The following is a 25,585-nucleotide window of genomic DNA, read 5'->3' as shown; positions in this document are numbered from 1 at the left end:
TATACACCGTATCAAATCTAAATTTGTTGTAATCAAATATAAATCAGATGAAAAAAAACAGACGTTCCTTCGTAGCGTTGGTTATCTTGATTTTGTTGGCGACTGGCTTTTCTAGTTATGCGCAAACAAAAGTTATAGGTAAAGTAACCGACGAAACAAACCTTCCGATTCCTGGGGCAGTAGTTATGCAAACAGGTACAAAAAATCAAGTAGCCACCGATGTTAATGGTATGTATAGCATTACCTTGCAGGCAGACGGTGCACAATCAATCACGATTAGCTACATGGGTTACACCGCTATTACGCAAGCGTACGGTGGCTCTCCAATTAACGTTTCTCTTAAACCGAGTGCACAAAACTTAGACGAAGTAGTGGTTTTAGGTTATACGGCGCAAAAACGCGGTACCGTAACTGCTGCGGTAACTAACGTTAATATGGCAGATTTATCTAAAACCAGAATTGTTGATGTTGCACAAGCCTTACAAGGACAGGTAGCCGGCGTATTCGTGGCAGCTAATACTGGCGCTCCGGGCGATGGTATAAAATTGCGTATTAGGGGTGAAGGTACTTTAGGCAATAACGATGTATTATATGTTATAGACGGAGTGCCAACTAGAGATATCTCGTTCCTTAATCAGAGTGATGTTGCCTCAATGACAGTTTTAAAAGATGCTGCAGCTGGTGCAATTTACGGATCTAGGGCAGCAGGTGGTGTTGTAGTAATTACCACAAAAAGCGGTCAGGCTGGTAAAGCAACAGTTAATGTAGAGTATTTCCAGGGCTTCCATACTGCTACAAACTTGCCAGAGATGTTAAATGCCGATCAATACTTAACTGTAAAAGATAGAGCTTGGCATAATACTTTAGGCAACGCAGCAAATGCTGTGAGCCCTTATCAGGCTGCTAGAAGTAGAACTGATTTAGCTGACACCGATTGGTTAGATGAGTTATTTGAAACTGGTAAATCTAAAAACCTACAATTATCTGTTAACGGCGGTAGCCAAGATGTACAATATTTAATTTCATCTGGTTACTATAAACAAGATGGTATAGTTGTAGAGAACAAAGATGTTTTTGAGCGTTTTAACTTTAGAGCTAACGTAAATGCAAATGTAACAGACCGTTTTAAAGTAGGTACAAACTTGCAGTTAAGTTATGCCAAGCAAGATAAATTGTCTTCTAGTGGTGATGTTCCGGGAATTATCAGGCATGCATTGTTGCGCCCGCCAGTTTTAGGTGTTTACAAAAGTGTTACCGATCCAACTTATTCAGCGGCTAATCCTTTTACAGATTTACCTTTTTATACAGGTAACAATAGTGGCTGGGATAAAAATTTCGAATTTAGTTCTAACCCAATCGCAATTGTACATTTTACTAATGATAAAAGAAAAACTTTCCAAACTTTTGGTAACGTTTATGCCGAATATTCTTTCTTAGAAGACAAATCATTGAAATTTAGATCAAATGTAGGTGTTGATATCAGTTTTTCTCACAACAAGAACTTTGCGCAAAACTTTGGCGATGACAACGACAATGATCCGACAGAACTGTTTCCAGGAATGGGGCGTAATAACAAACCAAACAACTTGGACGAAAACCGAGGAGAGGTGATGACCTTTACTTTTAGTAATACATTAAACTACGCTAAAATTTTTAACGGCAAACATAATGTCAACTTCCTTTTAGGAACAGAAAATATTAGTAGCAAGAGCTCTGCTATTGGTGGTAGCCGTCAGAACTTTAACAAAAGTACTTCTGGTTTCCAATACTTAGACTATGGAAGTTTAACTAATATCTATAACTCTGGTTCGGCAACAGGTTTCGATCTGGTTTCGTTCTTTGCAAGCGGTACCTATGGTTTCAACGACAAGTATTTCGCAACTGCAACGTTAAGAGCTGATGGTTCTTCTCGCTTTGGTCCAAACAACAAATGGGGTTATTTCCCTTCTGCATCTGCTGGATGGTTGGTTTCGAACGAAGATTTCATGAAAGATGTTTCGTGGGTTAGCAATTTAAGATTAAGAGGTAGCTGGGGTATAGCTGGTAACCAGGAAATTCCAAATAATGCTTACGAAACCTTGGTTTCTGAATCGGGCGGCGTAGTAAATATTGTAAGATATGGTAATCCTGATATTAAATGGGAAACTACAACTCAAACTAACGTTGGTTTGGATATGGGTATCCTAAAGAATAAATTATCATTTACTGCCGACTATTTTGTTAAAAAAACAGACGATATCTTGTTAACTGTTGGCTTGCCAGCTGTAGCAGTAGGTGTAATTGATAGAACTTACGTTAATGCAGGTGAGGTTACCAATAAAGGTTTCGAGTTTGGTTTAAACTTCCAAAATTCAGATCATCAGTTCAAATACAATGTTAATGCAAACTTTGCTACGCTTACAAATCGTGTTAATAAATTACAAGAGTTTGTAAAAAACATCACTAACGATGCAACGCATACAAAAACAGAAGTTGGACAACCATTAAACTCTTATTTTGGTTTAGTATTCGATGGTATTTACCAAAATGCTGGCGAAGTAAGCAGTCATTTGTTTTCTAACCCTAATGGTAGTTTGCCAGGTGACATCAGATTTAAAGATTTAAATGGCGATGGGCAGATTAATGCTGATGACAGAACGTACATTGGTAATCCAATTCCGAAATTAACTTACGGTCTTGCCTTTTCATCATCATTTAAAAAGTTTGATTTTTCATTCTTAATTCAAGGTGTTAACGATGTTGATGTTTATAACGATCTAAAACAAATTATCAATTTTGATAGCCGTCCGTTTAACTCAATGACCTCTGTCTTAAACAGCTGGAACGGCGAAGGAACTAGCAACACGTTACCACGTTTAACTTTTAATAACAATGGCGGTGGACAGGTTTCTAGTGTTTTTGTAGAAGATGCATCTTATGTGCGATTGAAAAATATCGAACTTGGTTACACTTTCGATATTAAAAAAGCAGGATTTAAAAACATCAGATTATATGCGTCTGGACAGAATTTATTCACTATTACCGACTACTCAGGTTTAGATCCAGAATCTACATCTTTAATAGATAAAGGAACTTACCCTCAGTCTAAAGCATTTATACTAGGCTTAAAAATTGGTCTATAAATAACTATTTAAGAATATTTATTATGAAAAAAATAGCATTAGCAGCCTTAGTAACAACCGTTGTTGCTTTTACAAGTTGCGAAAAACAGCTAACTCAAGATCCGATTGGGCTTACAACGCTCGAAGAGACAAACTCTACACCAACTTTGGGTACAGTGGAAACATCTGTAAACTCATCATATCAATTATTATCTAACCGATTAAACATCCTAGCGCAATGGGATTGGGCAGGTGGCCTGGTATTTCAAAACGATTTGGTTCTACAAGATATCGCATCAGATGATGCAGAGAAAAAATGGAATCCAGACGGCGATCAGCCTTGGATGGACGACATCAATAATTTCACTTTCACCTCTACTAATGGAGGCCCAAATGGTTTATGGAAATACAACTACGAGGGAATTAAAAGATTGAACATAGCAATTGAGTTGTTAACAAAATCTGATATTGAAGCAATTACAGGCATAACCACTGCTAGAAAAAATCAATTATTAGGCGAGGCTTACTTCTTACGCTCTTATTATTACTTCTCTTTAGTTACCAATTTTGGTGGCGTACCTTTAATTTTAGGTTCGGTAAAAAACTATCAAGAAGCTTTTGATGTAGCGGTTAAAGCAGAACCCGCTGTAGTTTGGGACAGAATAAAAGCCGATTTAGCGTTAGCTAAACCATTATTGCCTAATGCAAAATTCAGTTCTACTACAGAAAAATGGAGAGCTTCAAAAGGTGCGGTTATCGCTTTGCAAGCTAAGGCAGCTTTATATACACAAAAGTGGGATGAGGTAGTAACTTTAGTTACCGAGTTGCAAGGATTAAATTTTTATAGTCTTAATGCAAACTATTTCGACAGTTTTAACCAGACAAAAGAATTTGCGGAGAACGAGAATATTTTTGTTTACGATCATCAAAGCAATACAAACCCGAGAAGCGGAAACGGAATTTGTGCACCACTTGGCTGGGGATTTTTTGCGCCGAGTACAAGTTTCTTAAATGCTTTTGAGGCTAACGATCCAAGAAAATTATATACCGTTAATACCGCCGATCAAAATCTGAACAAGATTTTAGGAAGCACAAACGGTGCTAACAAAGGAAATGACGATGCCGCAAATAATAAAATCTACATCCGCTTTGCTGATGTGTTGCTTTGGAAAGCAGAAGCTTATTTAGAAACAAATCGCCTTCCAGAAGCAATTGCTATTATTAACAGCATTAGAGCTAGAGCAAGAACTAGTGTAACTGTAGCCGGAACATTGCCACCGGCGGGCACTTTGGCAGACAGACCAGCATCTACAGATAAAGCAACTGTTAAAGATTGGTTGATTAAAGAAAGACGTGTAGAATTAGGTTTTGAATCTCAGCGAATGTTAGATTTGAAAAGATGGGGAATTGCTAAAGCGGTTTTAACTGCAGCAGGCAAAAACTACCTTGATAAACACAATCTATATCCAATTCCGCAGGGCGAAGTTGATGCATCTGCAGGTTTACTGAAACAAAATCCAGGTTACTAATAAATACCAGCTTAGAGCTTTAAAACTTTAAGCTGGTTATTCTTTCATCTTTATTTTACATGCCGTTTTCTTGGCAGATAGAACCCTATTATCCAATTTTTTATGACAGATAGCGCTAAAAGATTCCAGCAAAACCCAATATTGTCTCCCATAGATTTACAGCCAAGTAGAAGTGGTTTGGAGATTGCATGTTTGCTAAACCCCGGAGTTTTTACTTTTCAAGATAAAACCTGGTTACTAATTAGAGTTGCCGAAAGACCAAAACAGGTTGAAGGTGTAATATCATTTCCTGTTTTAAAAGGCGATGGAATTGAGATAATCGAGATTGCCAGCAATGATCCAGATTTGATAGCAACAGATCCAAGGGTAATCAATTACAAGGGTGTTGATTACCTAACAACCTTATCTCATTTACGCTTAGTTTGTAGCGATGATGGTAAAAGCTTTTATCAACCAGAGGGATATCCTTTGTTGCAAGGCGAAGGTGCTGATGAATCGTTTGGTATAGAAGATTGTCGGGTTACTTTAATAGAAGGAACTTATTACTTAACGTTTACCGCAGTTTCTGCACATGGCGTTGGCGTGGGTATGCGAACCACGAAAGATTGGAAGACTTTCGAAAAACATGGAATGATCATCCCGCCGCATAATAAGGACTGTGCCATTTTTGAAGAAAAAATTAACGGTAAATTTTATGCCTTACACCGCCCAAGTAGTGTAGATTTAGGCGGAAACTATATTTGGTTGGCCGAATCTCCAGATGGGATACATTGGGGTAAGCATAAGTGCATTATAAAAACACGTAAAAACAGTTGGGATAGTAAAAGGGTAGGTGCAGGGGCTGCGCCAATTAAAACAGATAAGGGCTGGTTAGAAATTTATCATGGTGCTAATGCAGAACATCAGTACTGCTTAGGTGCATTTTTGATGGATTTAAACGATCCATCTAAAGTGATAGCGCAAAGTAATGAACCCATTATGCGTCCGGTTGAGCAGTACGAACTTTCTGGCTTTTTTGGCCAAGTTGTATTTACTAACGGCCATGTGGTAAATGGTGATAAGCTGACCATTTATTATGGTGCTGCAGACGAGTTTGTTTGTGCTGCGGATTTTTCAATTCAAGAAATATTATCATCCTTAACCTATCAAAATGCTTAGTAAACTAAAAACTGAAATTTCGCATTTCAAAAGTCAATCCTATAATTTTAGGGTACTAACGCTAACAAATCTTATCTATAGCATTGTTCTACCAGTAATAGATATTTTTGTAGCTGCCTATGTAATGCGTAGCTCAAACGATCCGGTAAAGGTGGTCATCTATCAACTTACTATTTATACAGGTATACCACTTACGTTTTTTCTTAACGGCTATTTGCTTCGTAAATTCTCTATCAAAACCTTATACTCTTTAGGTATGATGTTAAGCGGAATATCTATGATGGTAATGATGTCTTTAACCACTCTAGATAATACAGGAATCGGCATTGCCGGCTTAATTATGGGAATGTCTTTTGGGTTTTACTGGGCAAATAGGGATTTTTTAGCTTTAGCCATGACAAATGATGACAACCGAAATTATTACTACGGTTTGGAAACATTTTTCTACACCATTATAGCAGTAGTTATTCCGGTGCTAATTGGTTGGTTTATTGAGTTATATGCCGGAACCGGCGATGCAGGATTGGCCTATAAGATTGTTACTGGTTTTGTATTTGTTGTTACGGTTTTCGCCTCAATAATGTGTTATAGAGGCAATTTTACTAATCCAACGGAGAAGAAATTTGTATTCTTTAAATTCGATCCGTATTGGTATAAATTGTTAAGATTAGCATCGTTAAAAGGTTTGGTGCAGGGGTTTTTGGTTACGGCGCCAGCCATGCTAATTATGCTATTAGTTGGTAAGGAAGGAGCGTTGGGAACCGCACAATCTATTGGTGCAATTATCGCTGCCATTGCTATGTACATCATTGGTAGAAATACTTCTCCTAAGCATAGGTTATACGTATTTGGAGCCGGTTTGCTGCTTTTTGCATTGGCTGCAATTATAAACGGAATATTATACAGTAGCACCGGGGTAATTCTATTCATGCTATTTTTGTTATTGGCAAAACCTTTACTAGATTTAGCTTATTTCCCAATTCAGTTTAGTGTAATAGATATTCTAACCAAAAAAGAAAAACGTAGCGAATTTGCTTACATCCTAAATCACGAAGCTGGCCTGTATGTGGGCAGATTGATTGGTGCCGGTACATTCTTAATATTAGCTTACAGTTTCTCCGTAGAAATCGCTCTGCGTTATGCTATCGTAATTGTTGCTTTGTTGCAACTGTTATCTTATTGGGTTGCAAAGGATATTATAAAACAAGGTAAGATTGAAAATATAATTGAAGCACCGCCCGTAAATAACGAAGAACCAAATTTAACTTTACCTCTTACCGACTAAATTTCGACTGACGATGAAAAAAGCATCAAATTTTCTATTAGCACTTACTTTAATATTGAGTTGCAGCGTTGCAACGGCCCAGGTTAAACAATTAAGTTTGAGTAGGGTAGATGAGATGGCAGATTTGCCACAGCCATTAAAGATCATCGACTACAAAAAACTTAGTTTAGATTTTGATAGTAAGATTTATGATTTTAAGGCCAAAGGCGATTATTGGCCAATGGTTTGGTTGGACAGTACTAATAAAAATTTCAAGCAAACTGCCTTAGGTATGTATACCGCCGTAGGCGATGTGAGACAAGGCCTTAAAAATAATAAAGGTATGTTTCATGAAGCTTTGGCAAATATGGGCGCTGTTATGGGCGCTAGTTTGGTAGGCATTAATAAAAGTAACCAAAATGGGATGAACTATGTGGCAATGCTAAAAAATTATTTTAATAGCGACACAAAGTGGAATATTATGATGAATAACACTGCACCAGAAGTAGCGCTTTTGGGAGGTGGTTACGGAAGAGATTGGTGGTATGATGTTTATCCGAATGTGTTGTTTTATGCGGTTTACGAGCAATATCCAAATGAAAAAGATTTTACTATGATGGCTAAAAGTATTGCTGAAAAGTTTTACAAGGCAGATTCGGTATTAAATGGCGATTATAACTATTCGTTTTTTGACTATGCAAATATGAAGCCCATGAAAAACCAGATTTGTCTACAACAAGACGCCGCCGCTGGACATGCATGGGTACTTTATGCTGCTTACAAAAAGTTTGGAGATAAGCGCTACTTAAAAGGTGCGATAAATGCAATGACGGCTTTAGAAAAAAACACCATCAATCCAACGTACGAACTTTTAATGCCTTTTGGCGCTTATTTAGCAGCAAGAATGAACGTAGAACAAGGTACAAATTTTGATGTGCAAAAACTTTTAGCGTGGACATTTGACGGTACAGCTATTTGCCGTGAAGGTTGGGGTGTTTTAACTGGAAAATGGAATGGTTACGATATCTCAGGTATTGTAGGGAGTACGGTAGATCATGGTGGTTACGGGTTTTTAATGAATACTTACGATGCTGCTTGGCCACTTGTGCCCTTGGTTAAATATAACCCAGCTTACGCAAATGCCATCGGAAAATGGATGCTTAACGCGGTAAACGCATCAAGGTTTTTTTATCCGCAGTATATGCCAGCCGAGCATCAAACAATACCAAATTATGCCGCGGTAACTAAGGGTGTAATCGCTTACGAGGGAATTGCTAAAGCCTCAACGTTTGATACATTATACCAAGACTTAAAAGCTCCGGTTGCGCAAGGCGATGGACCAAAATGGGTTCCAGGTAAAAATCCAGCAGTATCTCAGTTCAGTGTTTATGGCAGTGGCCATGTTGGTATTTTCGGTAGCATCGTATCAACAACAAATATCGATGGAATCTTAAAGTTAGATGTGCTTGCTACAGATTTTTATAAAGACAAATCCTATCCAACATACCTCGTATATAACCCTTACAAACTAGCAAAAACAGTTGTTTATAAAACAAAAAGCGCAAAAAAAGTTGATTTGTATGATGCGGTTGCTCAGAAATTTATAGCTAAAAACGTTGTTGGAAAGGCCAATGTTTTAATTGCTAAAAGCGCTTCGGTTTTAATTGTAGAAACCCCCGCTGCTAGCAAAATTACAAAAGCAAATGGCAAAACATTAGCCAACGGAGTAGTGATCGATTTTAATCATTAACAAAGAATAATAAAAATCTGAAGCGATTGGCGTGGAAAGGCCAATCGCTTTTTTTATGGGTTTTGTTTTGGCTTAACCTCAAAATTTTGTTCGGTATAAATCACATCCTTATTGCTAACGCCCTGCATAATTACTTTAAACCTACCCGTAATGTCGCTGGTGTAAAAGCTTAAATCGGCTTTTTCTTTACCTTTTAATACGATTCCGTAATTCCAATAAAGCGTAGAGAAAAAAGCAGGCTCTTGCGGATTTTTATAGTCGTTTAGATAGAACTCTTTTTGATACCTAATCCCATCAAATTTCAAGAAACTTTCTTCTGTTTCTGCAAAAACTTTACACTCTCTATAAGGGCCATTACTACCAGCATAGGTTGTTCCCGGCACGGGTTGCGTGTTTCCCGGGCTTCCATTCGTATGATTTTTGCAATTTAATATATTGTACATACAAACATAATCGCCGCAGGCATTGGTACCAGAAACGCCTTGTAAGTAGTTAAAGGAACTATTGTTTTTGTTTGAAATTACAACTTCTTTTAATCTAATTGCTTTTTCGTTTCCTTTTAAAACCAATTGTGCATTATTGGTTAAGTTAGATGGTATAATAGATTGCGTAAAAGTTTCCGTTTTAGCTAGTGCCGATGTTTTAGCAATAAACTGATCTTCTACCTTAATTCTAAAAGCATCCTTGTTGTTTTCATTAACAAACAAAAACATTTTTTTCCCATATTCTGCTATAAAATCTGGATGGTAGAGATTAAAAACACCCGTTAAATCTGTTAAACCAATCCTTATTTGTTCATCTCCGAAAGCACCTATTTTAACTGGTGTTTTCCATGGCTTGTTATTTCTTGTAATAGTTGTAGTTATCTGTAAGCTGTCTTTTTTGTTATCCGCTTCGGTTGATGGCAAATCTTGCCAAGTGTATCTTCTCCACCCTTTTACCAAAAGAATTTGCTCCATGTAATCTTTGTCCTTAATTGGAATTCCTCTTAGGTTGGTTGGCATATTCTTTAGCTGGCTCTTTAAGTAAGTGTAACTCTCTATGTCATTTGTTTTTTTAAGCTCTAACCTATTTTCTTGTATAACCGCAACAGACACAAAAGCATTCTGTGTACTATCTGGCAATTGCAAACTTAAATTTACCTTTTCACGCTGGTTGTAAAATGGTTTGTCTACAGCGAGGTTCAGCTTCTCGTTCTCATCATAATGCGCAAAAAATAAGCGTTCAGCCACGGGTCGATTTAATGTGTCAGAAATTGTTAAGGTAATTAAGCCCTTTGGTACATCTGTTAGCGCTATTTTAACCGATCTGGTTTTATATTCCATATCAAATGGGATGAAAAGAAAACTTTCCTCAAAATTGTGCAACCTGATGTTAAATTTATAAGAAGCATTGCTTTTCATTACAAATTGAACAGAATCTTTTACAACGGATTTTTCCATGTTAAGCACTAGCCCATTAGCTAAAGCTTTTGGCAAATGGTAAATACTATCTACCAAGTTATCATGTACGAGTTTAACAGCATAATTAGCATCTTTTTCCACCAGTAACTTAAATTTTCCGATGCCATAGCTACTTGTTTCAATGGTGTCAATTACCTGATTGTTTTTATATAAAAAAGCCTTTAAAGCAACGGGCAACTTTTGTGGGTCGGTAACTTCCCAAGCAACATTATTGGTTAAGCCTGTAACCAGATTTCCGCTTTCGGGATAAAATTTTACGTTGGCTTTTACAGTCGGTTGCGGAATTGCCAGACTAACAAAACTACTATCGGTTAAGTATTTTAATTTTACGTATAAATTCGGATCTAGTAAATCGGGTTGATTTGGTAAATTTAATAATAGTTGGCTTGAAGCATCCGTTTTAACCGTTTTGTTAACGTTACCATATCTATAGTTTATGGTAGCAGGTTTAGCCAAAAATCTATTTTCTGCAGTTGTTAGTGCGATAAGGACTTTATGGTTTTGTGTGTTGGATGTCGCCTTTTCTGTTAAACTTACATTGGCTTTAAAAGCAGGCTCTATATTTGTTTTTAAAGTAATAGCCTGTTTAAAAATTAGCTCTGGCTTTTTGTTCAACATTTTATCCGTATAAACCAGAAAATGGTAATTTCCTGTAGCAATTGAGTCTGGAATTAATATACTGCCGAAAGATAAACCATCCTGCATTACAAATTTATCTTGTTTTATAACAGTAGTGTCTAAATCGCGAATTAGCGCTACAGCCATAATTTTGTGCTCATTAAATTTGAAAATGCCGGGTTTTACAACATAGCCCGTAAAGTAAACCGTTTCGTTGTTTGAATAAACTGTTTTATCGAAATGCACAAACAAGTTTGTGCTAGGGTTGGTAGCACGATTTAGATGCATCTTTTGTGCCACTGGATCTTGAGCCAGACAAAGGTTTTGACAAAAAAGGGCCAGGACTAAAACGTATATAATGCGCATAGCCTAAAATAGCTGTTTTTATTTAAAATTAAAATTGCAACCTAATTTGCAAGATGAGCGGCTTTGTTGCAGAAGCCCTTGTAAACTAAACCCGGTAGTAGCGAACACGACCCGGATTTAATCGGGGGAGTAAAGCGGATAACGGGGCTGCAGAAAATAGGATTGCCAACTTTCGTTTTCATAAAAAAAGCGACCTTCATTTCTGAAAGTCGCTTAAAGCAATTAAGTCTTTGCTTCTTTATTTTTGCTGTTTAATCTTTGTTCATTTATAAAACTAGTAGCCAAACAATTGCTCTAAAGTTAGCGTAGTAACAGTACCAAATTTTTGCATATCTTCTTGTTTTACTTTTTTATCTGAAGCTACAATTAGATAAGTGTAAGGTTTGTTAGCTACTTTTTGCGCATGAAAATCTTTAATGGTTGCAAAAGTTATAGGCTTTAATTCTCTGTACATATCAATTCTAGAATCGTAATCGTAGCCTAATTTCTTATCTGCAAAATAATAAGTGAAAACGCCGTCTTTTGTAACTCTATTAGATTCCAAATAGCTTAAAACGTTGTTTTTAGCACCATCAAAAGATTTGTCGCTTTGTGGTAATACGTTTAACAACTCGTTCATTCCGTTAACCGCATCTGTCATTTTATCTGCTTGGCTGCCTACGTAGGCAATCATGCTGTATTGCTTGTCGGCTTTATCTGGTTTAACATATTGGGCAAATGTAGAGTAGGCCAATGCTTTAGACTCTCTGATGGTTTGGAATACGATTGAACCCATACCACCACCAAAATAGTTGTTAAACACCTCTATGTTTGCGCCGTCTGTTTTGTTGTACAAGCCTGTGTTTCTTAACCATCTAATTTCAGACTGCACCATGTCATAGTTGGCGAAATAAACTTTGTTAGCATCTTGGGTAGTATAAGTATAAACTTTTGCCGGTGCCGCAGGTGTAAATTCTTTTGGCAATAAATGCTGTTTTTTGATATCTGCACTAAAAAATGTCAAATCTTTAGGGCCATAATAAGTTATGGTATGCTCGTAATTGTTAAGGTTTTTTAGTGTATAAATTAAATCTTCAGATTTAATATTTTTAACCTCATCGTTACTTAATACGTTGTTAAACGGGTTAACCGCACCGTATTGCGCATAAGAAGTTAAGCCATTCATTATCTGGCCTTTGTTTAGCTTGTTGTTCTCACGGTTTTTAAGGATCGTAGATTTTAGGTTTTCCAATGCTTTTTCGTCCGCTTTAACATTTGCGAAAATGTGCTCAACCAAACTTACAGCTTTATCGAAATTTTCTTGTAAACCGCTAATGTTTATGTAAGTATTTTCTGCACCAACACTAAGATTATAAGTACAGGCAATATCGTAAAATGCTTTGCTTATTTCTTCTGCTGTATATTTATCGGTACTTAAAAATGGCAGGTAAGAAGAAGCATACGATAACAATTTGTAGTTATTAGCGCCAATGTTAAACCTATAGCTCATTCTAAAAATAGAATTATCAACGTTTTTGGTGGTTAATACATCAGCTACGCCAACTTTGCCAAAGGCAATATCTTTTTTATAGTCGATAAACTTAGGCGCAATTGGTTTTACTGGAGATTCGATAATGTTTTTAACAAAATCTGAAGTTAAATTTCCGTTTGCGTTAATTGGCGTAATAGTTGGTTTTTCTACCTTAACGGTGTTTTTATCTTCGCCTTTGTGTTTGTAACCTATAATATAATTGTCTTTAAAAAACTGGTTGGCAAAAGCCACTACTTGCGCTTTGGTAATTTTGGCAGTTTCGTCTATGCTAGCTAAACTTTTGTTCCAATCGTTACCACGACTGATTACAAATTGGTTAGAGAAAATCTCAGCTCTGTTATTATTGTCGTCAAAAGCTTGTAAGAAACTTAATTTTTGGTTGGCAACAATTGCTTTCAATAAGCCTTCGTCAAACTTGCCCGCTTTTAACAACTCAACTTGCTCTAGCAAAAGTTTTGCTGCTTGGTCTAAAGTTTGGCCTTGGCGTGGTTGTGCAGAAAGGTTAAATACACCATAATCTTTCATTTGCTGATAGCTTGCACCCGCTCTTTGGGTTTTTTGCTGTTTGTTAAGATTGATGTCTATTAAACCAGCTTTTCCATTAGTTAAAATGCTTTTAATTAGATCCAGCATTAAGCTTTGAGGCGTATTATCTGCATAACCGCGATAGTAAATTTCTACAGCTTCTGCACTTGGACCGTAAACATCAACTTTTTGAATGCCCGTTAAAGGTTTTTCTGGTGCCGGGTTGTATAGCGAAACCGGTTTAGAAACCATGTATGCAAACGTTTTATCAACCTTTTTAATCATCTCATCTGGATTAAAATCTCCAGTAAATATGGCTGCCATGTTATTAGGTACATAATACTTATTGTAGTAGTTTCTAATTTCTACTAACGACGGATTTTTTAAATGCTCAATTGTACCAATGGTAGTTTGCTGACCATAGTTATGCGTAGGGAAAAGCAATTCCATCATCTGCTCGTCCAGTTTATTTCCGTCGTTATCTAAACCTCTGTTTTTTTCTTCGTAAACTGCTTCTAATTCGGTATGGAAAATACGGAAAATTGGTTTACGGAAACGCTCGCCCTGAATGGCCAAAAATCTGTCGATAGAGTTAGATGGGAAACCTTCGTTGTAAACTGTTTCCTCGTACCAAGTATGTGCGTTAGAAGAGTTGCCACCTATAGCAGCAATCATTTTGTCGTACTCGTTAGCAATCGAAAAATTAGATGCTTCGCCAGATGTTTTGTCTATTTCTTTGTAGATTTCTTTGCGTTGCGCTTCGTCAGTTGTTTTGTTGTACTTTTCGTAAAGCGCATCAATTTTATCTAAATAAGGTTTTTCTTTTGCCCAGTTAGCAGTACCGAATTTATCTGTTCCTTTAAACAACAAATGTTCTAGGTAGTGCGCTAAACCTGTAGCGTTTTTCGGGTCGGTGTTGCTACCAGCTCTAATACTCATTCTAAATTCAATGTTTGGCTCTTTTGTATCTGGCGATAAAATAACCGTTAAACCATTTTTTAGCGTATAAAATCTGGTTTTAGATGGGTCGTTGGTTACATATTTGTAAGTGTAACCTCCAGCCGTTGCGGTTTTCCATTGGTAGGTGGATTGCGCCATTAAGTTTACGCTTACAAAAAGCAAGCAAACAAACGATAGTAGTTTTATTTTCATTTCTAATAAGTTATAAATCAAATATAAGTTGATAGTTGCCTTATATCATAATTCTTAGTCGAAATATATTGATGTTTGTTTCAACGCCATTAAATTTTTCTCGTATTTTTACCCAAATGAACAAGGAAGCTAAAAAACCTACTATTTTAGTGGTTAATGACGATGGCATTACCGCTCCAGGAATTAAGAGTTTGATAGAGGTTATGCAGGAAATTGGCAATGTTGTGGTGGTAGCGCCAGATGGGCCTCAATCTGGAATGGGCCACGCCATTACAATAGGCAAACCCTTACGTTTTGATAAAGTAGATTTATACCCAGGCGTAGAAATGTACAAATGTTCGGGAACACCAGTTGACTGTGTAAAATTAGCTGTAAACATTGTGTTTAAAGGCAAAAAGCCAGATTTGTGTGTGTCTGGAATTAATCACGGATTAAATAATTCTATCAACGTAATTTATTCTGGAACCATGTCTGCTGCGGTAGAAGGTGCAATAGAAAAAATTCCATCGATAGGTTTTTCTTTAGATGATTTTGCGCAAGATGCAGATTTTAGCCATTGTAAGAAATTCATCAAATCCATCGCTTTGCAAGTATTGGCAAACGGTTTGCCAGAAGCTACTTTGCTAAATGTAAATTTTCCCAAAGGGGATGGCTTGAAAGGAATAAAAATATGCCGACAAGCCAATGCAAAATGGGCTGAAGAGTTTGATAAAAGAAAAGATCCTTATAATCGTCCTTATTATTGGTTAACAGGTGTTTTCGAAAATTACGATAAAGGCGAAGATACGGATGTGTGGGCCTTAGATAATGGATTTGTTTCTGTTGTTCCTGTTCAGTTTGATTTAACGGCGCACCACGCCATACAGGTTTTAAATACTTGGGATTTTGAGACAGGCGAAGTTGGTGTAGTTAAATCTGCTAAAACTAATGGGCCAGACGGTGGTAATTTAGGCTAATGGAAGAAATAAACGATACGGTTTGGAACGGCTTGTTAATTGGTATTTTAGCACCGCTAATTCCGGGCATTGCAGTATGGTTTTTGATGCGTAACATAGAAGCATTGCGCCTAGCAGATTTGCTTTTAATTGCTTGCGTTGCCATAAATGCATTGCTAATGAACTATTTCTTTAAGCGAAATAAGGATAACGTTGCCCGTGGAGTTATAAGCGTAACCTTTTTATGGGCATTTGCGTTTTTCTTTTATAAAGTTTTTTAACGATAAAGTGTTTAAAATTTGCACTTTACTACTTGATACTCAATTTTTGAAACGACTAAAATGAAATACTATCTTGTAGCCGGCGAAGCTTCCGGAGATTTACACGGTGCTAATTTAATGAAAGCGCTAAAAGCGGAAGATCCGAATGCCGAGTTTAGGTATTTTGGTGGCGACAAGATGCAGGCTGAAGGTGGCGAGTTGGTAAAACATTATGCAGACATGGCATTTATGGGATTTACCGAGGTGGTGCTGAATTTACGTACCATATTAAAAAACATGAAGGCCTGCAAGGCAGATATTTTAAATTATCAGCCTAATGTTTTGGTGCTGATCGACTTTCCAGGGTTTAATTTGAAAATTGCCGAGTTTGCCAAAGTACATGGTTTAAAAGTTTGTTATTATATCTCGCCAAAAATTTGGGCTTGGAACCAAAAACGCGTACTTAAATTAAAACGTGTAGTAGACCAAATGTTTTGCATTTTGCCTTTTGAAGTTGATTTCTATAAAAAATGGGGGATGGAAGTTCATTACGTTGGTAATCCGCTTTTAGACGAGATTGCTTTGTTTGAACCAAACGCCAACTTTAGAACAGAAAATTCGCTTGGCAATAAAAAAATAATAGCGCTTTTACCCGGTAGCAGAAAGCAGGAAATAGAGCGTTTGCTGCCAGATATGCTTAGCGTTGTAGACGCCTTTCCAGATTATGAATTTGTAATCGCAGCGGCACCTACTTTTAAAAAAGACTACTACAAACAGTTTATGGGTGGCAGAAATATAAAACTGGTATTTGCGCAAACCTATCAGTTGCTGCATCACGCACATGCTGCTTTAGTGGCATCGGGAACGGCCACGCTAGAAACTGCGTTATTTAAAGTCCCTCAAGTAGTTTTATATAGAGGGGGAGCAATTTCGGTTGGTATTGCCCGTTTGGTCATAAAAATTAGGTTTATCTCTTTGGTAAATTTAATAATGGACAGAAAAGTAGTGGAAGAATTGATCCAGCAAGACTGCACAACCGAAAAAATTAGTGCTAATTTGTTGCGAATTTCTGAAGGTGACGGTCGGACAAAGATGTTAGCTGATTATCAAGAGCTAGCAAGTTTAATGGGCTCAGCAGGTGCATCAGAAAGAACTGCTAAAAAGATCGTAGAATTTTTAACTTTGCCAATCTAATTTTACATATGAAACCACTCTCTATAAAAGATATTGCACTAAAAGCTGGCGTATCTATAACTACGGTGTCTTTTATTTTAAACGGAAAGGCTAAAGAAAAATCTATTAGCGATGCTGTAATTAAAAAGGTGCAGAAGATCATTACAGAGAGTGGCTACAAGCCAAACCAAGTTGCCCGGAGTTTACGTACAGGCAACACCAATATTATTGGCTTAATAGTCGAAGATATCTCCAACTCATTTTTCTCTAGAATTGCTCGATTAATCGAAGATAAAGCTTACAAAAAAGGTTACAAAATCATTTATTCTAGCACAGAGAATAAAATAGAAAAAGCGCAGGAGTTAATTAATATTTTCAAGTCTCGTAAAGTAGATGCGTATATCATTTCTCCCGTAAAAGGCTTAGAAGAAGATATTCAGGTCTTAATAGATGAAAATATACCTGTAATACTATTTGATAGGAATTTGCCCGAATTAAAAACTAATTATGTTGGCGCCAATCATTTTGAAGCTTCTTATCAGGCAACGGAAAGTTTCATTAAACAAGGCAAAAAAAACATTGCGCTTGTAACTACTGATATTGATGTACAACAAATAGCAGAGCGTTTTGAGGGGTATAAGAAGTCAATTTTAGACCATACTATTTCTTATCAGAAGGATTTAGTGCTTAACATTCCGTTTAAGCAAAATGAAGATGAGACGATTACGCAAATTATAGCACTTCTAACAAATAGCAACGTAGATGCAGTTTTGTTTGCTACCAATTATTTAGCCATTAGTGGGCTAAAGGCATTAAAACAAATGGGTAAAAAAATCGATTCAAATTTCGCGGTTATTGGATACGATGATCATGAAGCATTTGAGTTGCACACGCCAAGCATTTCTACCATTCAACAACCGTTGGAAGAAATTGCAGAAGCAATTATCAAGTTAATCCTAGCGCAATTGTCTTCTAAAGCAAAGCTGCCAGATCAAAAAATCGTAATTTCAGCGAAGCTGATTTTAAGAAACTAGTTATTTTTCGGTAACAGTAAAGTTACGTTTTAAAATTGTGTTACATTCTTTTTATCACTAGTATTGATATAGTAAAACGTTTTACCATCAAAACCGTAAATTATAGGTTTGATGTATAAATAATGCCATTCTTGCAGAGGGTATTTTTTTATAATCAAATAGTAAAACGTTTTACTAAACGAACCAAATTAATTGTATGAAAAGGAAAGCTTATAAAACTATCCCATCTATCTATGATAGCGTGGGGATAGAAATCTTGAACCAATTCGCTACCGAAATTATTTTCAGTTTCTCCCTCGTATCTGCAATATGGTTTATATGTACTGCTAGATAACGCCAATTTTCTTTGAATTGTAACAAATAATCAAACTATAATTAAACTAAACGCTAATGAAAATTAATTTACTCAAAATTACTGGGCTCTGTGCAAGTGTTTTGCTTAGTAGCTCTGCGTTTTCAATGAGTTCTGAGGCTTTATTTGCCAAAGAGTCATGGAAAATGCTGTTAAAAACCGGATCCGTGCAAAAAGTTGTATCGGGTACTGTTGTAGATGATGCTAATTTGCCTGTGGCGGGCGTTGGTGTAAGAAATATCTCTACAGGCAAGTCGACAATAACAGACGCTCAAGGAAAGTTTGCAATTGAGGTAGGTAGTGAAAATGATGTATTAAGGTTTACATTTATAGGATTTAAAGCCCAAGAGGTAAAAGCCGGAACGGGAACTCCTTTGTCAATCAAGTTATCAGCTGACGACACTAAACTTAATGAGGTGGTTGTAATTGGTTATGGAACCCAAAACAGGAACGAAATCACTTCAGCAATTACCAAAGTAGATTCGGCAGATTTTAGACAGAGTGGGTCTAGAAACGCACTCGATTTACTAATCGGTAAGGTAGCTGGTTTGCAAATTACCAGAACAGGCGGTACAAATCCTAACTCGGGTGTGGGTGTGCAACTAAGGGGTGTTACTACTTTGGCAGGTGCAGCATCTCCTCTAATTATCATCGACGGAATACCTGGAGGTAACTTAGACTTATTGCAACAGGACGATATTGAGTCTTTCAGTGTTCTAAAAGATGGTTCAGCAGCGGCTATTTACGGTACTAGAGCAACTGCGGGTGTTATAATTGTAACAACCAAAAAAGGTAAAAGAGGACCATCTCGCTTCGACTATAATGCATTCATAAGAACGGAAACGTTGGTTAAAAGACCAGATTTTATGACGGCGAGCCAATATCGCGAACGTCTTGCAAACGGGCAAGTACAAGGGATTGATTACGGTAGCGATGAGGATTATTTCAGCGACTTGATTAATAAGGACAATTTATCTCATAATCATAACTTCGCGGTATCTGGTGGAGGCGAAACATCGTTTTATAGAGCGAGTGTTAACTTTAGAGATGTGCAGGGATTTGCAAGAGAAAATTCACGTAAGGAGTATGGTCTACGCTTAAGTTTAACTCAAACTGGTTTACAGAATAGATTAACTGCTCAATTTAACGTTGCAGCCAACTTTAACAATGCCAACTTGTTAGGTGGTGGCGGATGGGAAACAGTTCTAACAAGAAACCCTACGGAATCTTATTATAATCCAGATGGTACGTTTAAATTTACGCGTAACATCACAAATGAGATTGCCAGATTGGAGCAAGAAAAAAATAGAAGGCAACAACAAACCTCATCAGTTGATGGTAAAGTTGATTTTGAAATCATTCCAGGCTTAAAAGCATCTGTATTTGGAGCTCATCAAAGAAACTGGAATTTAGACAGCGAGTACAGATTTAAGGCAAGTCAAAACTCTGTAGAGAATGCTCAGGCACCAGGAGGAGGTTACGCTGGCAGAGGCACTAGCTTGTCTCAAAACTTTAACGTAGAGCCTACGCTAGAGTATAACAAAATTATTGGAAGCAAACACAAATTTACAGCAGTTGCGGGATATTTTTACCGTTATGAAGTTAATGAAGGTTTTAACGCCAATAACAGAGGCTATTTAAATGACGTTTTTGAAGACAACAACTTAGGTAGTGTACCTGTAGTATTAAACAGAATTGCCATAGGAAGTAATAAAAACGATAACACCTTAATAGCAGGTTTTGCTAGGATTAGTTATGCATTCGGAGATCGCTTTTTTGCTCAGGCAAGTATTCGTAGGGAAGGATCTTCTAGATTTGGCGCAAATAACAAATGGGCTAGCTTCCCCGCAATTTCTGGTGGATGGAATGTTTCTGAAGAAAACTTCATGAAAAATGTAACTTTTGTAAATAATCTAAAATTAAGATTGGGTTATGGAGAAACGGGTAATACCGGCGGTAACTATGCATCCCTAGTTACATTAACTGGAGGAGGTATCTATTTGTTCCCAACTGGCGAATACCTACAAACATACGGACCTAATAAAAACCCTAATCCGAATTTAAGATGGGAAAGGAAAAAGGAAACTAACTTAGGTATAGATTTTACAATATTTAATAACAAGCTAACAGGTTCAATTGATTTGTATAATAGAGTTGTAAATGACCTTATAGATAATTATACTTCTCCACAACCACCATTTGTAGTAAGTACTATTACAACCAACGTAGGTACTATTTCGGCAAAGGGTATCGAAATATCATTAGGCTATGCCGCTATCAAAAACAAAGATTTCTCTTGGAATATCGACTTTGTAGGAAGTACAACTAGAAACAGATTAGATAGATATTCTAATGATGAGTTTAAAAGAGATTTAAGAACCTTTGGAAGTATAGGTGGCTTTGGAGCTTTGGGAGATGCTATCAGGACTTACGAAGGAAGAAATTTAGGTGAATTTTGGGGTAAAAGATTTGCTGGGTTTACGCCAGATGGCAAATGGACATTTTATAACAAGAATGGAGAAATTGTATCAAATGCAAACATAAACACGTCTGCTTTTAGAGATCAGACCGATTTAGCCTTAATAGGTAACGCTATTCCTAAATATTATTTATCATTAACCAACAGTTTCGCTTATAAAGGTTTTGATTTTAGAGTGTTTTTAAGAAGTAAATTAGATTACGATATTTTAAATACTCCAGCAATCTCTTACGGTAATAAAAATGGCGTAACAAACCTTAACCTTTTAAATAGTGCGTTTGGTAAATATGATCAGATAAAAGATACATATATGTATTCGGATTACTATTTGGAGAGAGGAAGTTTTATGAAAGTTGATGAGATAACAATCGGATACACTTTCAAAACAGGCTCGAAGGCAATCAGAAATCTAAGAGCATATGTAACTGGCCAGAATTTAGCAACCATAACTGGTTACACAGGTAACGATCCTGATTTTATATCAGATACAGGTTTAGGTCCTGGAATCGACTCAAGAAGTCCTTACCCAGCTACAAGACAGTTTTTGTTTGGTGTTAATGCTAGTTTCTAATGATTAAGAAAATGAAAAAATTTAAAAAAATAGTTGTTGCATGTTTAATTGTTGCACCAGTATTCCTTATAAACGGTTGTACAAAATTAGACGAAAAAGTATATGATCAGTTGATAACTGATAATTTTTACAATAATAAAAACGAAGTTTTGTCTGCAGTTTTAAGACCATACACGCATGCAAATGCTTGGATTACACCTTCTGGTCAAGATGGCTGGTGGCGTCCGTCCGAATTATCTGCAGATCAGCTAGCTTGGCCAACAAAAGGCAGGCATGGTGAAGATGGTGGGAAATGGAAAAGATTACATTACCATACTTGGTTAAGTGATGATGGGCCTTTGAATAGTGCTTGGTCTTTAATGTATTGGGGAATGGGTTTATGTAACGATCCGATTGAGAATTTAGAGAAAAGAGATATTTCTAAAATGGGTATTACACAGGTTGAGAAAGACGCGTATATTGCTGAATTGAAATTGTTAAGAGCATTCCATTATCTAAAATTGATGGATCTTTTCGGAAATATACCAGTAGTAACCCAAGTTGGTATTCCTGCAAGACCTAAAACAGTTCCCAGAGCAGAGGTTTTCGCGTTTATAGAAAAAGAGATAAAAGACAATGTAGATAGAGCACCATTACACTCTAAAACAATGACGGGGAGGATGAGCCAAGCAGGAGCATATGCTATGTTGGTAGAACTTTATTTAAACGCTGAGGTTTGGACAGGTACAGCACGTTGGGATGATTGTATCGCGGCAGCTAACAAATTAATAACTGGTGCAGCTGGTGGTCAAAATGGCGCAATGGCATTAGATCCAAATATATTTGATCAATTCAAATCAACGAATGACTTATCTAAAGAAGCAATTTTTTCTATTGCTTACGAGTTCAGAAACGCAACCTTCGAACCATCATGGACTGGCGAGTTCTACCATTTTCAACAAGGACCAATTTATGGTGGAAATAGAAATGGTAATGATGGAGTTGTTGTAATTCCCGGAGTATTTACTACATATAACGATACAGATTTGAGAAAAAGAGGCTGGTTGTTAGAGGGGCCAATGATCAGATTCGATAACGGACAACCTGCTTTAGCATCTGGTGGTAATGAATATAGCGGTCAGCAAATTATTTTTGTAGACAACATCAGAAAAAATAAAATCAATTCAACAGTTTCTAACATGAGTGAGGGCGAAGAGAATAGTGGTGTTAGATTTAACAAATACAAGCTTGGTAACCAAGTTGCTGGTGTTGTAAATGGAGTTACAGTGCCTATCGATCCAAATTACAACAATACAGATTGGAACATATACAGGCTTACTTGGATTTATTTTGCCAAAGCTGAAGCTATCATGCGTAAAAGTAATGGCGTAGCAAATGCAGAAGCGGTGCAGTTAATTAATGATTGCAAAAAAAGAGCGTTCACTGCCGCAAACTTTGTACCTTATACAACAGCGACGCTTACAATGGATGAGTTGTTAGCTGAAAGAGGCAGAGAGTTCATTTTTGAAGGTTTTAGACGAGGTGATTTAATTAGATTTAACAAATTCACTACTGGAACTTGGTGGGATCATACACCATCTCAACCTTTTAGAAGCTTATTCCCAATTCCTCAGGTACAGCGAACTTTAAATGTTAATCTTGATCAAAATCCTGGATATAATTAACCTTTCACTCACCCAAAAAGTACTTTAACGAGTACTTTTTGGGTTGATTAAAATGAAATACAGAGGCTATCAACTTATAGGCATGGAGTAAGTTTTTAAATGAGATATTTAAAGACTTTCCACATTTGGCATCGGCTATTATTTAATACAGCATTTACCATAATTTGCAGTTTGAATCTTATTTCAAGAAAGTTGGCGAGTAAATATTAAAAGCAGATCACTAACAAACAAAAAGTAATACAATCAAAGCTCACTTAATTGGCCTAGAGCGTCAATTTGCATTACTAAAACGTTTTATATATATTTAGGGCTTTTATAATAATTGATGAATAAAATGAATTTGGGGGTAGATATTGGCGGTTCGCACATCACAGCGTCGCTGGTAAATCTGCCAGGTGGGCAATTGATCGATAGCTCTGTAAAACGTAAAGCTGTAGATTCATTGCAGGATAAGGAAGTAATTCTGGCCGCTTGGTGCAAAGTTATCGAAGCTTCGGTAGGCGATATTGCACATCATAATATACAAATTGGAATTGCAATGCCTGGCCCGTTTGACTATGAGAACGGCATATCGTTAATAAAAGATCAAGATAAGTTTAGATCGCTTTACTTGGCAAACATCAAAGAAGAACTTGCTCTTAGATTAAATATCGAAGCCGACTGTATCAAGTTTATAAATGATGCTGCTGCATTTTTACAAGGCGAAGTTTTCTGCGGTGCCGCTAAAGGATACGAGCGTGCACTTGGCGTAACGCTTGGTACAGGTTTAGGCTCTGCAGTTACGATTGATGGCAATGCCACAGACGCTGCTTTGTGGAATTCTAGTTTTCGTGGAGGAATAGCGGAAGACTATCTTTCTACTAGATGGTTTTTAGCAAGGTACGAGACTTTAAAAGGTATTAAAGTTGATGGTGTAAAAGAACTGGCCTCGTTGGCAACTAAAGATGCTAGTGCAATGCAGGTATTTAAAGAGTTTGGGATGGCGCTTGGCGAATTTTTAACAACAGTTGTTAACGAGTATAGCAGCCAAGTCGTGGTACTTGGAGGGAACATTTCCCAAGCATTTGAACTTTTTGAGCCAAGTTTAACAGAAAAACTTAAGTTGGCTAAGCTCAATACCAAAATAAAATTGAGTGAACTTAACGAAAACGCAACGCTTATAGGTGCTGCCGCATGTTGGGGCTTGGCACAAGAAGAGAGTGTTGAACTTTAAGGAAGTATCACCAAATATAAACACAATGAAAAGAAGAACCTTTATTCAAAATACTGGTCTGTTAGGCGCCGGTGTATTGGCGTCGAAAATGTCATTTGCCTCAGCTCCAGACTTTCCTGTGGTCAGGGTACCTTTATCAAAACGGCATTTTAATAGTGTTGCCGTAGAACAGGCAATAAAGACATTTCAAACCAACGTAGCCGATAAGGAACTAGGTTGGTTGTTCGAAAACTGTTTTCCTAACACGTTGGATACGACCGTAACTTACAGCCTTAAAAATGGTAAGCCAGATACTTATGTAATCACAGGTGATATAGATGCGATGTGGATGCGTGATAGCTCTGCGCAAGTATGGCCTTATCTACAATTTGCTAATCAGGAGAAAAAAATAAAGGATCTAATTGCCGGTGTAATTAATCGTCAAACAACATATATCCTTAAAGATCCTTATGCAAATGCTTTTTATAATGATGAGCAAAAAGTAGGAGAGTGGAAAAACGATAAAACCGATATGAAACCTGGCGTACACGAGCGTAAATGGGAAATCGATTCGTTATGTTACCCTATTCGTTTAGCGTATAATTATTGGAAAAAGACGGGAGATAAAACACCTTTCGATGCCAACTGGAAAAAAGCAATAGCAGCAATCCTAAAAACTTTTATCGAACAGCAAAGAAAAGAAAACAAAGGACCGTATCATTTTCAAAGAGAAAGTTTGTATCCACATGATACCTTATCTATGAACGGTTATGGCCACCCAGTTAAACCAGTTGGTTTAATTTGTTCATCTTTCCGCCCGAGTGATGATGCTACAACTTTTGCATTTTTAATACCCTCAAACTTTTTTGCAATAAGCAGTTTAAAACAAGCTGCAGAAATGGTTAAAGCCTTGCAGAACGATGGCGAGCTATCAAGTAGGCTTACTGCTTTAGCAAATGAAGTAGAAACTGCGCTGAAAAAATATGCTGTAAAAGATCATCCTGAATTTGGTAAAATGTTTGCTTTTGAAGTGGATGGTTTTGGAAGTGCTTACATGATGGACGATAGTAACGTGCCAAGTCTACTTTCCATGCCTTATTTGGGTGCCATAGATGTTAACGATCAACTTTATAAAAACACGAGAAAGTTTATTCTCTCTTTAGATAATCCATATTTTTTCAAAGGGAAATTTGCAGAAGGTGTTGGCGGGCCGCATATAGGTCCAGATATGATTTGGCCAATGGCGATAACCATGCAAGGAATGACGTCGTTGAACGATGACGAGATAAAGAAATGCATTAAGATGTTAAAAACTACACATGGCGATAAAGGCTTTATGCATGAAAGTTTCCATAAAGATAATCCAACTAAATTTACGCGTAGTTGGTTTGCTTGGGCAAACACTTTATTTGGCGAGTTTTTATGGAAGGTTTACAATGAAAAACCTCATTTATTAAAATAGATACAT

Annotated in this window: 15 protein-coding genes; 13 read left to right on the top strand and 2 right to left on the bottom strand. The window is 36.9% G+C overall.

Annotated elements, in window-relative coordinates:
- Positions 1-47: 47 nt before the first annotated feature.
- The 5 genes from DUT69_RS15380 to DUT69_RS15360 all read left to right on the top strand — a co-directional run bounded on the left by DUT69_RS15380 (position 48) and on the right by DUT69_RS15360 (position 8,802).
- Positions 48-3,122 carry a SusC/RagA family TonB-linked outer membrane protein gene (locus DUT69_RS15380; protein ID WP_113654122.1) on the top strand — a complete coding sequence of 1,025 codons (3,075 nt, stop codon included), beginning with the start codon at positions 48-50 and terminating at the stop codon, positions 3,120-3,122.
- Positions 3,123-3,145: 23 nt separating this feature from the next.
- Positions 3,146-4,630, top strand: coding sequence for a RagB/SusD family nutrient uptake outer membrane protein (locus tag DUT69_RS15375; protein WP_113654121.1), 1,485 nt, complete (start codon positions 3,146-3,148; stop codon positions 4,628-4,630).
- A 102-nt stretch (positions 4,631-4,732) separates the two neighbouring features.
- On the top strand, positions 4,733-5,788 hold the full coding sequence (locus tag DUT69_RS15370) for a glycoside hydrolase family 130 protein (RefSeq protein WP_113654120.1): 1,056 nt from the start codon (positions 4,733-4,735) through the stop codon (positions 5,786-5,788).
- Positions 5,781-7,073: an MFS transporter gene (locus DUT69_RS15365; protein ID WP_113654119.1), complete on the top strand. Its 1,293-nt coding sequence runs from the start codon at positions 5,781-5,783 to the stop codon at positions 7,071-7,073. The genes DUT69_RS15370 and DUT69_RS15365 overlap by 8 nt, the downstream gene beginning before the upstream one ends.
- A gap of 13 nt (positions 7,074-7,086) precedes the next feature.
- Positions 7,087-8,802 carry a hypothetical protein gene (locus tag DUT69_RS15360; RefSeq protein ID WP_113654118.1) on the top strand — a complete coding sequence of 572 codons (1,716 nt, stop codon included), beginning with the start codon at positions 7,087-7,089 and terminating at the stop codon, positions 8,800-8,802.
- A 53-nt stretch (positions 8,803-8,855) separates the two neighbouring features.
- On the opposite strand, the gene DUT69_RS15355 is transcribed toward DUT69_RS15360, so the two are convergent.
- Positions 8,856-11,171: a hypothetical protein gene (locus DUT69_RS15355; RefSeq protein ID WP_113654117.1), complete on the bottom strand. Its 2,316-nt coding sequence runs from the start codon at positions 11,169-11,171 to the stop codon at positions 8,856-8,858.
- 352 nt (positions 11,172-11,523) lie between these two features.
- Positions 11,524-14,457: a M16 family metallopeptidase gene (locus DUT69_RS15350; RefSeq protein ID WP_113654116.1), complete on the bottom strand. Its 2,934-nt coding sequence runs from the start codon at positions 14,455-14,457 to the stop codon at positions 11,524-11,526.
- 116 nt (positions 14,458-14,573) lie between these two features.
- Here DUT69_RS15350 and surE point away from each other — a divergent pair, with 116 nt between their 5' ends.
- The 8 genes from surE to DUT69_RS15310 all read left to right on the top strand — a co-directional run bounded on the left by surE (position 14,574) and on the right by DUT69_RS15310 (position 25,579).
- Positions 14,574-15,413 (top strand): 5'/3'-nucleotidase SurE, encoded by an 840-nt coding sequence (surE, locus tag DUT69_RS15345; RefSeq protein ID WP_240186733.1) that lies wholly within the window; start codon positions 14,574-14,576, stop codon positions 15,411-15,413.
- Positions 15,413-15,673, top strand: a complete 261-nt coding sequence (locus DUT69_RS15340) for a stationary phase survival protein SurE (protein ID WP_113654115.1) — start codon at positions 15,413-15,415, stop codon at positions 15,671-15,673. The genes surE and DUT69_RS15340 overlap by 1 nt, the downstream gene beginning before the upstream one ends.
- Positions 15,674-15,733: 60 nt before the next feature.
- Entirely contained in the window at positions 15,734-16,846 is a 1,113-nt protein-coding gene (lpxB, locus tag DUT69_RS15335; protein ID WP_113654114.1) for a lipid-A-disaccharide synthase, read from the top strand.
- Positions 16,847-16,854: 8 nt separating this feature from the next.
- Positions 16,855-17,859, top strand: coding sequence for a LacI family DNA-binding transcriptional regulator (locus DUT69_RS15330; RefSeq protein ID WP_113654113.1), 1,005 nt, complete (start codon positions 16,855-16,857; stop codon positions 17,857-17,859).
- Positions 17,860-18,249: 390 nt separating this feature from the next.
- Entirely contained in the window at positions 18,250-21,261 is a 3,012-nt protein-coding gene (locus tag DUT69_RS15325) for a SusC/RagA family TonB-linked outer membrane protein (RefSeq protein WP_113654112.1), read from the top strand.
- Positions 21,262-21,272: 11 nt separating this feature from the next.
- On the top strand, positions 21,273-22,925 hold the full coding sequence (locus DUT69_RS15320; protein ID WP_113654205.1) for a RagB/SusD family nutrient uptake outer membrane protein: 1,653 nt from the start codon (positions 21,273-21,275) through the stop codon (positions 22,923-22,925).
- A 325-nt stretch (positions 22,926-23,250) separates the two neighbouring features.
- Positions 23,251-24,138 (top strand): ROK family protein, encoded by an 888-nt coding sequence (locus DUT69_RS15315; RefSeq protein WP_113654111.1) that lies wholly within the window; start codon positions 23,251-23,253, stop codon positions 24,136-24,138.
- Between the two features lie 25 nt (positions 24,139-24,163).
- Positions 24,164-25,579 (top strand): glycoside hydrolase family 125 protein, encoded by a 1,416-nt coding sequence (locus DUT69_RS15310; RefSeq protein WP_113654110.1) that lies wholly within the window; start codon positions 24,164-24,166, stop codon positions 25,577-25,579.
- Positions 25,580-25,585: the final 6 nt, after the last annotated feature.

It is taken from the genome of Pedobacter namyangjuensis, assembly GCF_003313325.1.
In the GTDB taxonomy this organism is placed as follows: domain Bacteria; phylum Bacteroidota; class Bacteroidia; order Sphingobacteriales; family Sphingobacteriaceae; genus Pedobacter; species Pedobacter namyangjuensis.
This window is presented reverse-complemented; position numbering and strand designations above follow the sequence as displayed.